Genomic DNA, 11,381 nt, shown 5'->3' with positions numbered 1-11,381 from the left:
GCCTACGTCGACGGCCGGCTCCTCGACGGCGACACCCTGCCGTTGATGCGGCTGCGCTACGGCGGGTCTGCGGCCCGTTGGGGCTTCGCGATGTACCTGGCCAGCAAAGACGGGTACGAAGACGCGGTCCTGCCCACCGGCGCCTTCGCCGGTCTGCCCGAAGACGCCCTCGACTGCGCCGCCGGCCTCTACCTCAGTGACCCCACGAGCTGAGCAACCCCCGACGAACTTACAAATCTGACCACTAAGCACCCGCGACACTGAGGGCGGCGCTCTGTCAGGCAGACCCTAACCTCGACTCGGCCGCTGTGGCGCGGCCCTGCAGTGCCCGGTCCTTGTGATGACACGCAGAGGCATGGCCGGGTGTCATCTCGATGAGTGCCGGCTGGTCCTCGGCGCACATGGGGGTAGCAATCGGGCACCGTGTGTGGAATCGGCATCCTGTCGGCGGATCCACCGGTGACGGCGGGTCCCCGGCGAGGATGATGCGCTGGCCCATCAGCCGGCTCCGGGTCCGGTCGACGTGCGGAGACGCGGAGAGCAGGGCCTGGGTGTACGGGTGAGTGGGCGCGGTAAACAGCTCGGCGGTGGAGGAGGTTTCGGCCAGCCGGCCGAGGTACATCACGGCGGTCCGGTCCGCGACGTGCCTCACCACCGCGAGGTCATGCGCGATGAAGACCAAGGCGATCCCGAGACGGTCCTGCAACGACCTGAGCAAATTGATCACCTGCGCCTGAACGGATACGTCCAGCGCAGACACGGGCTCGTCGCACACCAGGACCTTCGGCTCAAGGGCGATCGCCCGGGCAATGCCGATGCGTTGCCGCTGCCCACCGGAGAACTGGTGCGGGAAGCGCGACATCATCTCTGGCGAGAGGTTGACCAGCTGGAGCAGCTCCGCGACGCGTTCCCGGCGGGCAGCTTTGGTCGGCTGCAGCCGGTGGACGGTCAGCGGCTCGGCGATGAGGTCGTACACGGTGAGTCTCGGGTTGAGCGAGGTATAGGGGTCCTGGAAGACCATCTGGATGTCCCGGCTGAGCGAGCGCCGCGCAGCTCCGTGCAGGCTATCGACGTATCGGCCGGCCACCTCGATCCGGCCGGCATCGGGTCGTTCTAGCCCGACAAGCATCCTTGCCAGGGTGGTCTTGCCGCAGCCCGACTCGCCCACAATGCCGAGGGACTCCCCTCGGCGCAAGCTGAGGCTAACGTCGTCAACGGCGCTCACCTTGCTTCGGCTGAAGCCGGTACGGCCGACGTGGAAGGTCTTGGTGAGGTTGCTGGCACTCAGGACGATCTCAGCGTTCGACACGGATGACCTCCTCGGCCCGAAGGCAGGCGGCCTGCCGGCCCTGGGTCACGGTGCGCAGCTCTGGGCGGGTAGTCCGGCATGACTCGACAGCCCAGGCGCATCGGGGATGGAAGGCACACCCGGACGGGAGGGCGGCTGGGACCGGTGGGCTGCCGGGGATCACGGGCAGCTCGGATCCCACGTGTCCCAGGGTCGGGACGGACGTGAGCAGGGCCTCGGCGTACGGGTGGGCGGGACGGTCGAACAGGGCATCCGCAGAGGCGGTCTCGACGATGCGACCGGCATACATGACCGCGACGGAGTCGGCGACCTCGCAGACCACGCCGAGGTCATGGGTTATCAGGAGCACGCCCATGTTCAGCTCGCGACGCAGACGGTCGAGCAGCTCGAGGATCTGTGCCTGGACAGTGACGTCGAGCGCCGTTGTCGGCTCGTCGGCGATGAGGAGCTCCGGCTCCAAGGCGATGGCCATGGCGATCAGCAGCCGCTGTCGCATGCCCCCCGAGAACTGGTGCGGGTAGTCGTCGATGCGTGCCGTCGCGCCGGGGATCCCGACGAGAGAGAGCATCTCCGCGGACTGCGAGCGGGCCCGCTTGCGACTCGCGCCGTGGTGCTGGCGGTACAGCTCCCCGATCTGGTCTCCGATGGTGAGGACCGGATTGAGCGCAGACAGGGCGTCCTGGAAGACCAGGCTCATCGTCGAGCCGCGTAGTCGGCGCAGCTCATCCGCGTTCTGCGTCTGGAGGTTCACGCCAGCGACCTCGAGGGTGGTCGCCGACACGTCGGTGGTGCGGGCATCGTGCAGGCCCATGATCGCCCGTGCCGTCACCGACTTGCCGGAACCGGACTCGCCGAGGAGGGCGAGGAGCTGTCCTCGGGCCACGTCGAGGCTGACATCCCGGACCGCGGGGATCGCCCCACGCCTGCTGTGGAAGCTGACTGACAGGCCCCGCAGGCGCAGGGCCGGAGTGGGCTCGCCCGGTGGCTGCGCGGACGGGCGCTCCGCGATGGGTGCTGCCGTCATCGGTCTCCTCAACTCACGACCCGGGTCCAGCGGCGCCACCTGCGACGCAGTGCTGGTTTCTCTCGCACAACGTAACGGAGTGCTGAACTTCTATCAAGAGACTTGTGTTTGCGCCGCATCATTGCAATGCTGCGGTCACGCGCGACTGATAAACCGCCTCAGGTCCGCATCCATCCGGCTGTCGACCCACATGTCAAAGGAGAAGACGGTGCTAGAACCCGCTGAGCAGTACAAGCAGTACCGCTCATACAGCTATCTCGAGGCCGGAGTCGACTATCCCGACATCCCGATGGCCAAGGAGATCGGTCGCGTCCCCGCCTACTCCGGACTCACCCTCTCCGACGAGCAGGCCCAGCGCACCGAGCGCCTCCTGCGCGACAACATGGTGATCTCGCTGCACGACCACCCGTCGATCTTTCCCGAGAACCTCCAGCAGGACCTGCGCACCTACATCCGCACCGGACGCGAGCTGACCGGCTACGAGGGGCTGTCTCGTTCGGGCATGACCGCGGTCTTCGACAACGTCATGGACGGCACCTGCTGCATCAGCAGCGACGGGGGCTGGAAGTGGGTAGACGTCCTGCATGACCTAGGTATGCGGATGGCCGACCTGGCGCACCAGGACTACCTGGTCAAGGGCGAGTCCCTGCAGGACATCCGCGACGCGCACGAGCAAGGCAAGATGGCGCTGGTCTTCGGGCTCGAGGCGGCCACGATGATCGAGAACGAGGTCGACCGGCTCGACATTCTCTATGGGTTCGGCGTTCGTCAGATCGGCATCGCCTACTCCGAGGCCAACTACCTGGGCAGCGGTCTGAAGGAGCGGGGTGACGGCGGCCTGACCTACTTTGGCGAGAAGGCCGTGACCCGGATGAACAAGCTGGGTCTCGCCATCGATATCTCGCATTCGGGCGACGTCACCGCGATGGACGCGATCAAGCACTCCAAGAAGCCCATCTTCATGACCCACTGTGGTTCACGCGAGGTCTGGCCGATCAACCGGATGAAGCCGGACGCAGTCACCAAGGCGATGGCCGAGCGTGGAGGCGTGATCGGCCTCGAGGCAGCGCCGCACACCACGCTGTCACGCCAGCACCCGGCTCACTCCCTGGAGTCGGTGATGGACCATTTCACCCACCTGGTAGATGTCGTCGGCATCGACCACGTGGCCTTTGGCCCGGACACCCTCTTCGGCGACCATGTCGGCCTTCACAACGCGTTCACCAACAACCTGTCCATCGGACAGGCCCACGCCAACGTCGAGTTCGAGAAGCAGCCATACGTCGACGGGCTCGAGAATCCGGCGGAGTGCTTCTACAACATCATCGGTTGGCTCGTCTCACACGGATACTCCGACCACGAAATCTCGGCGGTCGTCGGCGGCAACATTGTCCGCGTCCTAGAGGAAGTGTGGATCTGATGATTTCATCTCTCTCGTCTCGTCTCGTCATGCTCGGTGCTGTGGTGGCCCTGGTCGGCGCCTGCGCTCCCAGCGCTCCAAGCGGCTCGGCCGCCCAGGGGACCTCGGCGTCCGCCGGATCCGCGACCCTCACCATCGCCACCACCACCGACGTCGTGAACCTCAACCCCCTGCTGGGCAACAGCCGGACCGACAGCTGGGTCACCGACCTGATGTACCCGCGACTGCTGACCGTGAGCAACGTCGGGTCGAAGGAGCCGAACCTGGCCACCAAGTGGGGCTACAGCGCGGACGGCAAGACCGGCTACTACGAGCTGCGGGACGACTTCGTCTGGAGCGACGGGACGAAGGTGACAGCGACCGACGTGGCCTACAGCATCAACACCATCAAGACGCAGAAACCCAAGGGGGGCGTGGTCTTCGGCTTCATGGGCAACCTCGAGAAGGCGACTGCCGTGTCGCCGACCCGGGTCGAGCTCACCCTCAAGCAGCCGGACAGCATCGTGGTGCCGGAGGTCGGGTTCTGGATGACCGTGGTCCCTGAGCACGTGTTCGGCAAGAACGCGAAGATTGACGACTTCGCGAACTCGTCCGACTGGGTCAGCGCCGGACCGTACAAGCTGACGTCTGTTGCCAAGGGACAGAGCTACACGATGGAGCGGGTGGATTCGTTCCCGCTGGCGCCTGGCGGGCAACCGAGCCTGGCCAAGGTCGTCTTCAAGGTCTACCCGGACGTGAACACCGAGATCCTGGCGCTCAAGAAGGGTGACGTCGACGTCATCGCCAACGCTCTTCCGCCGGCCCAGGTCAAGGACCTCAAGGCCACGAACGGCATCACGGTCGCTGAGGTGCCTGGTCTGGGCTTCACCCACGTGACCTATAACATGACACGCAAGCCCATGGACAACGTCCTGGTCCGTCAAGCGCTGGCTCACGCGGTGGACTACAAGGCCATTCGGGCCGTTGCCGTTCAGGGGCAGGCCGTCACGGCCAACAACAGCCCCATCACCGACTCGCTCAAGGAGTTTGCGGACCCGTCGCTGAAGGAGTACGAGTTCGACCCGGCCAAGGCCAAGTCTCTGCTCGAGCAGGCCGGCGTCAAGAACCTCTCGCTGTCGATGATCTACTCCCTGCAGGACCCGGTGGTTTCGGCGTGGTCCACGATGATGAAGGACAGCGCTGCACAGGCCGGCATCACGATCGACCTGAAGGGGCTGGACCGGAACACCTATCTGGCCAAGACATCGGCCGGCGACTACGACATCTATGCCGGGTCGTTCGCCATCATGGATGAACCGGTCTCGAACATGGCGTTGCAGTACCTGCCTGGTGGGGCGATCAACTACTCCCAGGTCGACGACCCCACGCTGACGGGGCTGATCACCAAGGCGCAGGGGACGGTGGTGAAGGACGAGCAGAAGAAGCTGGTCCAGCAGGCCGCAACCTATGTCCACAGCAACATGATCGACAACATCATGTACGTGCAGAACCTCAACGTCGCCTACAGCAGCAAGTGGGAGGGGTTCGTGGTCAAGCCCAGCGAGCTGCTCTCGATCATCGACCCGGTGTCGCTGGCTCAGGTCAAGCTGAAGAAGTAGCGTTCCCTCCCCGCTCGAGCCGAAAGAAGTCCTGATGCCTCCGTTAGCCTGGTTCGCCTTGCGCAGATTGGCCCACGGGTTGGTGACCCTCTGGTTCGCCATCACCATCACGTTCCTTCTGCTTCGGCTCCTGCCGGGGGACCCGGCGACGGCGATCGCCAGTACGAACATGGACGCGGCGATGCGTCAGGACCTGTTGGAGAAGTACGGCCTGACGCAGCCGCTGCCCGTGCAGTACGGCAAGTACCTTGCCGAGCTCGTACATGGAAATCTGGGAATGTCGTTCAGCCAGTCGGAGCCGGTTACCACCGTGTTGATGTCCCGCCTGCCCTGGACGTTGCTCCTGACCGGCTCCGCACTGCTGCTCACCGTGGTCGTCGGCATCCCCCTTGGCGTGGTCGCAGCCACCCACGCCAAGGGGGTGCTTGACCGCATCGTCCAGGTGGTCGGGGTCGTGGGACAGTCGCTCTTCGTGCCGAGCGTCGGCATCTTTTTCCTCTTCGTCTTCGGCCTTCAGCTGCGCTGGCTGCCGATCGGCGGAGCCTCCAGCGAGGGCGTGTACGGCGCAGCCTGGTACCTCGACGTCCTGCGGCACCTGGTGCTGCCTTGTGTCAGCCTCGTTCTGGTGTCGCTCGGGTCGTACGTCCTGACATTGCGTTCCACTTTGATCGAGTCGCTCGGTGAGGACTTCTGCACGCTGGCGCGGGCAAAGGGCACGCCCGAACGGATCGTCGTGTGGAAGCACGGACTGCGTAACGCGTTGCTGCCGACCACGACCCTGCTCGGCCTGCAGCTTGGCTTCATGGTGGGCGGCGCGGTGCTCACGGAGACGATCTTCGCCTACCCCGGGGTGGGCCGGGCCATCTACGAAGCCGTCATCCGGCTCGACTTCCCGGTGCTACAGGGGGCCTTCGTCCTCCTCGCCGCCACGGTCGTCCTGGCCAACATGGTCACCGACCTCGCCTACGGATTCCTTGACCCCCGAGTGAGGACAGCGTGAGTGTGCTTCTGACCAACGTCGACACGGAGCCGGTAGCCGACCAGGAAGGTGCCGCTTCCGCCACCTGGTATGCCTTCCGCCACAACCCCATCGGCGTGTTCGCGCTGGCACTCATGCTGGTCCTTGTCGTCGTCGGTGTCTGCGCGCCTTGGATTGCCGAATACCCGAGCGGGTTCAGCGACGCCGTTCTCGCGGCGCCGTCGGCTGAGCACTGGTTCGGCACGGACAACCTCGGGCGCGACATCTTCGCCGAGGTGGTGTGGGGCACCCGGATCTCGATGACCGTCGGATTCAGCGCATCGATCCTGGCGATCACCATCGGGGTCCTGATCGGCATGCTCGGGGCCTACTTCCCGAAGGTCGATGCTGCGCTGGGCATGGTCGTGGACCTGTCCCTTTCACTGCCCGTGCTGCCGCTGATGATCCTCGTTGCGGCACTCGCTGGGCCGTCGCTGGGGACCATCATCTTGGTCATCTCGTTCTTCTCCTGGCCTGAGGTGGCCCGCGTTGTCCGTTCGCAGGCCTTGTCCGTGGTGGGCCTTCCCTACATGGACGCCGCCCGGGTCCTCGGCGGTGGACATCGCTGGATCCTGCGCCGTCACCTCCTGCCGGCCGTCGCACCGGTGATCACGGTGACAGTGGTGCTGACCGCCTCAAGGGCCGTCGTGTCGGAGGCGGGCCTGTCCTTCCTCGGGATGGGTGACCCGAGCAGCTGGTCCTGGGGGCGGATCCTCTATGACTCCCAGCAGTCGGGGTCGATGACCAGTGCCTGGTGGACCACGCTGTTTCCCTCGCTCGCCATCCTCATGCTCGTTGTGGCTGCCACCCTGATCGCCATCTCGTACAACGACGCCCGCAACCCACGAACCCGGCAGGCCTGAGGTGGGCTTCCGGCAGCGGCTGGACGCCGGGTTCTACGCCACGGTGCAGGACCGGGTGCGAGCGCGGCTCGAGGAGGACGGGCTCACCGCGATCATCTGTGACCACCCTGATGACGTCGCCTATCTCACCGGCTTCTTCCACCACCCCTGCGAGCGGCCCGTCGTGGTCCATCTCGGACTGCATGGGCCCCCGACGCTGCTGGTGCCAGCACTGGAACGCGAGCACGCGCAGTGGCAGGGGGCCGCGGCCGAGGTGGTGACCTATCCGGAGTTCCCGGGTGTCGTCGAGCCGCTGACGATCCTTGCTCGCGCGGTCCGAGCCGGGGGACGGGTCGGCTTCGGCCCCAGTATGAGTGTCGCGCGGCTACGGCTGCTCGAACGCTCCTTCCCCGAGGGCGACTTGGTCGCCGCAGGCGCCGTCACCCTGGCCCGCTACGTCAAGGAGCCGGCGGAGATCGAACTGCACCAGGAGGCGGCACGGATCACCGATCTTATGCTGACCGCGGGGATCGCCTTGGTGACCGATGCGTTGGCCGACGGGGGGCAGATGCCCAGCGAGTCGGAGCTGGCCTCCCATGTCGGCGGTGTCGGCACGTCGACGATGTATGCCGAACATGAGGACGTGGTCGTCCTCGGCTTCCTCGCGGGGGGTCTCGTGTATGCCGGACCGAACAGTGCCAAGCCGCACGGGCTGCCGTCCTCCTACCGGCTCCGCCCGGGGGACACCTTCATGCTGTCCCTCGGGTGCGCCGTGGGCGGTCGGTTCGTCGAGGGGGAGCGCACCTTCATCCTCGGCGAGCCCAGCGCAGAGCAGAAGCGCTACTACGAGGCGGTCCGCGCCGCCCAGCAGCTGGGGGTCGAGTCCCTCAGGCCGGGGCTGACCTGCGCCGAGTCGAACGCCCTGTGCCTGGACGTCATCCGCGAGGCGGGTCTCGGTGAGTTCCTCCAACACCGACAGGGCCATGGCATCGGGGTCGGGATGCACGAGCCGCCATGGCTGGAGGACGGCGACGACACGGTCCTCGAGGAGGGCTTCGTCGTGTCCAACGAGCCCGGGATCTACATCCCCGGCCACGCCGGCTACCGGATCTCGGACTCCATGCGGATCACCGCCGACGGCGCGGTGCCGTTCACGGCATACCCCAAGTCCCTCGAGGACATCGTCATCGGCGCCTGACCGCGCTCGCCCAGTGAGAGATGAGAACGCATGTTTGTCGACATCAACGACAACCGCCTGCACGTCGAGGTCCTCGGGCCGGACGACGCACCGGTGCTGATCGTTCACCACGGCGCACCCGGTCTGGGGACGCTGGCTGAGCCCAAAGGCAGCTTCGGGCCCCTTTCGGACACCTACAAGGTCGTCGTCTTCGACGCTCGTGGGTCCGGTCAGAGTGAGGGCAAGGGCCCACTGACCCACGAGCAGTGGGCCGCGGACGTGGAGGGGCTGCGGGTGTGGGTCGGCGCTGAGCGTTTCATCATGGCTGGTGGTTCCTACGGAGGGTTCATCGCCATGGAGTATGCGATCCGCCACCCGGATCGCCTGCTGGGGATGGTGCTACGCGACACCTCAGCAGACAACGCCAACGAGGCGATGGCCCGCGCTAACGCGCTGTCCAGTGCCCGGGTCGAGCTCGACCTGGACAAGTTCCACCGGATCATGGAGGGCAGGACCCGGGACAACGCCGACCTGCGCGAGTGCTGGGCGGAGATCCTCCCCCTCTACGACCATGTGTACGACCCCACGGTGGTGCAGCAGAAGGTTGAAGCCACAACGTACCGCTACGAAACGCACAACTGGGCGTTCACCCAGAACATGCCGTCATACGACATCAAGGACAGACTGGGCGCGGTCACCTGTCCCACCCTGGTCACGGTTGGACGCGGCGACTGGATCACCCCCGTCGCATGCAGCGATACGATCTCGACGCTCATCCCCCGTTCACGCCTGGAGGTTTTCGAGGAGTCGGGCCACTCCCCGCAGATCGAGGAGTCGAAGAAGTTCCAGCGCGTCGTCCGGGAGTTCCTGTCCGAGGCTCTGTCTCACACGCGGAGGTAGCAGGTGCCGATAATCCCGACCGACTTCGACGAGCTGGACCGCCAAATCATCGCCGGGTTGCAGGCGGACGGGCGAGCGAGCTGGACCGACATCGCCGAGCGGTCCGGGACGTCGGTGGCAACGATCACCCGCCGAGGGCAGCAGCTGCTCCAGTCCGGAGCGGTGCGGATCGGGGTGAGCAGAGATATCAACTCCCCAGGGGCCGCCGACCTCTTTATGCTGCGAATCGGCTGCGCGGCCGGCAAGCAGATGGAGGTGGCCCGCGCGCTGGCCACGCGCACGGACCTGCGCTTCCTTTGCCTGGTCACCGGCAGCTGCGACCTGCTTGCCGAGCTCGTGTGCAAGAAGGCAGAGTCACTCCATGGCCGGCTGATCAACGAGATCCAGGCCCTCGACGGCGTGGAGGTCTGCCAGAGCGACCTCGTCCTGCACACCTACAAGGTCAGCCAAAGCTGGGCTCAGCAGCTGATCTCCCCGTCGGAACCGCAGCCGCTCGACAGCAAGGAGCCACACACCTGCGACCCTTCCCACTTCGACGAAACAGACCTGCTCATCCTCAAGGCCCTGCGGGAGGACGGCCGGGCCAGCCTGAGGTCCGTTGCAGAGCTACTCGGGGTCAACGAGAGCACAGTCCGGCGCAGGTTCGACACCATGCGTGAGCGCGGCTGCGCCTGGGTCCTGACCCTCGTCGCTGCCTCCGCGTTGGGGTTTGAGTCGGAGATCATCCTCAACATCACGGTCACTCCTTCGCGGTTGGACGACCTGGCTCGGGAGCTAGCCTCGGTGGTGGGCGTGCGCTTCCTCGCCGCCACGCTGAGCGGATCCCTGATCTGCGAGGTGATCATGCCAACCACCGAAGACGTTTACACCTTCCTGACCCAACGGCTGGGCAAGATCGACGGAGTCCTCGGCTGGACAGCGAACGTCGAGCTGCTGACCATCAAGCGCGGATTCCTCGAGACCCCGTGGTGGCACGAAAACTAGCTCCCCACATCCGGCTGACCCAGACGCTACGGCGCGCGCCTGGCTCCCGCCGGCTACATCGCCCGGCGCTTGCTCGGCTCGGCAACCACGCCGTCACCCGCACAGTCCTACCGATCATCATGCGGCGGCGCAGGTTGCATCGCCGAGCGAGCCGGGGGCCCCTCCACTGGCCCGAATCCCCCGGTCGCGCAGCTCGTGACTGCTGCTGCATCACTGACGTCATTGTCGATGGCGCCTCGACCGATCTGGCCGGGGTCGACTTCATTATCAAGCGTTTCTGAGACGCCCCGTGACCATCCCGGTCGAGGGCATTTCGCCGTTCCAGAACCCGTGTCCGACATTAACGTCTCAGAAGGAGGCTCTTTGATGAGTACTGAGACTCCATTGGAACATTTCCTTGTGGGCTACGCCCGGGCCAGCACCCCTCAAGCAGGACGAGGCACTCCAGGTCGACGCCCTCCACGCAGCCGGCTGTGGGCGGGTCTTCGTCGACAAGGCCTCCGGCAAGCTTGAGCGTCGGCCCCCAGCTAGACGCCCTGCTGGACCAGCTCCGGCCGGGGGACACCGCTGTGGCTTGGCGGCTCGACCGCCTCGGCCGCAGCCTGCGGCACCTCATCGAACTGGTGCAGGACTTCGATTCTCGAGGGGTGGCGTTCCGAAGCCTGACTGAGAGCATCGACACCTCCACCCCCGGCGGCAGACTCATCTTCTACGTGTTCGGTGCCCCGGCCGAGTTCGAGCGCGACCTCATCCGCGAGCGCACCTGGCAGGACTCACGGCGGCTTAAGCCCGCGGGCGTACCGGTGGCCGGCCCACCGTTTGGACCACCGAGAAACTGATGGTCACGCGCGATATGTACGACAACCGGCGAGAGAACGTCGCTACCGTCGCGCAGTTCCCGGGGTGAGCCGGGCGTCCGTCTATAGGCGTCTAGGCGGCCAGCGAGCTAAACGGCGATGCCAGCGACGCGCTGGTTCGGGAAGGAACGCCCATGCTCAAGGTAGTCCACCAGGAGAACGAGACCAACGCTCACGCCCCGGCAGGGGTTGGCGGGTCATTGCTCGACGTGCTGGTCCGGGACGGGCCGCGGGCGATGCTCGCTGCCTGCA

The 11,381-nt window shown here is 65.9% G+C and carries 10 protein-coding genes and 1 pseudogene; 9 read left to right on the top strand and 2 right to left on the bottom strand.

The annotated features are described in order from the left end of the window. A partial coding sequence (locus ACLL9L_RS03035) for a hypothetical protein (protein WP_411283173.1) occupies positions 1-213 on the top strand: 213 nt, incomplete at its 5' end. A gap of 64 nt (positions 214-277) precedes the next feature. Here ACLL9L_RS03035 and ACLL9L_RS03030 read toward each other — a convergent pair. Then, complete coding sequence (locus tag ACLL9L_RS03030; protein WP_411283172.1) at positions 278-1,309, bottom strand: ABC transporter ATP-binding protein; 1,032 nt, start codon at positions 1,307-1,309, stop codon at positions 278-280. After that, positions 1,296-2,333: an ABC transporter ATP-binding protein gene (locus tag ACLL9L_RS03025; RefSeq protein ID WP_411283171.1), complete on the bottom strand. Its 1,038-nt coding sequence runs from the start codon at positions 2,331-2,333 to the stop codon at positions 1,296-1,298. The genes ACLL9L_RS03030 and ACLL9L_RS03025 overlap by 14 nt, the downstream gene beginning before the upstream one ends. Positions 2,334-2,541: 208 nt before the next feature. Here ACLL9L_RS03025 and ACLL9L_RS03020 point away from each other — a divergent pair, with 208 nt between their 5' ends. From ACLL9L_RS03020 to ACLL9L_RS02985, 8 genes and pseudogenes are all read left to right on the top strand, one after another. Beyond that, positions 2,542-3,753, top strand: coding sequence for a dipeptidase (locus ACLL9L_RS03020; protein WP_411283170.1), 1,212 nt, complete (start codon positions 2,542-2,544; stop codon positions 3,751-3,753). A gap of 29 nt (positions 3,754-3,782) precedes the next feature. Then, complete coding sequence (locus tag ACLL9L_RS03015) at positions 3,783-5,351, top strand: ABC transporter substrate-binding protein (RefSeq protein WP_411283169.1); 1,569 nt, start codon at positions 3,783-3,785, stop codon at positions 5,349-5,351. Between the two features lie 34 nt (positions 5,352-5,385). Then, positions 5,386-6,351 (top strand): ABC transporter permease, encoded by a 966-nt coding sequence (locus ACLL9L_RS03010; protein WP_411283168.1) that lies wholly within the window; start codon positions 5,386-5,388, stop codon positions 6,349-6,351. Next, on the top strand, positions 6,348-7,232 hold the full coding sequence (locus ACLL9L_RS03005; protein ID WP_411283167.1) for an ABC transporter permease: 885 nt from the start codon (positions 6,348-6,350) through the stop codon (positions 7,230-7,232). Before ACLL9L_RS03010 ends, ACLL9L_RS03005 begins: the two co-directional genes overlap by 4 nt. Position 7,233: 1 nt before the next feature. Further along, on the top strand, positions 7,234-8,409 hold the full coding sequence (locus tag ACLL9L_RS03000; RefSeq protein WP_411283166.1) for a M24 family metallopeptidase: 1,176 nt from the start codon (positions 7,234-7,236) through the stop codon (positions 8,407-8,409). Between the two features lie 30 nt (positions 8,410-8,439). Next, entirely contained in the window at positions 8,440-9,288 is an 849-nt protein-coding gene (locus ACLL9L_RS02995) for an alpha/beta fold hydrolase (protein ID WP_411283165.1), read from the top strand. A 3-nt stretch (positions 9,289-9,291) separates the two neighbouring features. Further along, positions 9,292-10,272: an Lrp/AsnC family transcriptional regulator gene (locus tag ACLL9L_RS02990; RefSeq protein WP_411283164.1), complete on the top strand. Its 981-nt coding sequence runs from the start codon at positions 9,292-9,294 to the stop codon at positions 10,270-10,272. Between the two features lie 366 nt (positions 10,273-10,638). Continuing rightward, positions 10,639-11,137, top strand: a pseudogene (locus ACLL9L_RS02985) (recombinase family protein); the annotation flags it as partial. Between the last annotated feature and the right edge of the window lie 244 nt (positions 11,138-11,381).

Source organism: Lapillicoccus sp., from assembly GCF_046595215.1.
Classification (GTDB): Bacteria; Actinomycetota; Actinomycetes; order Actinomycetales; family Dermatophilaceae; genus Lapillicoccus.
This window is presented reverse-complemented; position numbering and strand designations above follow the sequence as displayed.

Excerpts from the sequence above, each read along its gene's own strand:
- ACLL9L_RS03015 (WP_411283169.1), top strand. The coding sequence starts at position 3,783 with ATGCTCGGTGCTGTGGTGGCCCTGGTCGGCGCCTGCGCTCCCAGCGCT.
- ACLL9L_RS02995 (WP_411283165.1), top strand. The coding sequence starts at position 8,440 with ATGTTTGTCGACATCAACGACAACCGCCTGCACGTCGAGGTCCTCGGG.
- ACLL9L_RS03010 (WP_411283168.1), top strand. The coding sequence starts at position 5,386 with ATGCCTCCGTTAGCCTGGTTCGCCTTGCGCAGATTGGCCCACGGGTTG.
- ACLL9L_RS03025 (WP_411283171.1), bottom strand. The coding sequence starts at position 2,333 with ATGACGGCAGCACCCATCGCGGAGCGCCCGTCCGCGCAGCCACCGGGC.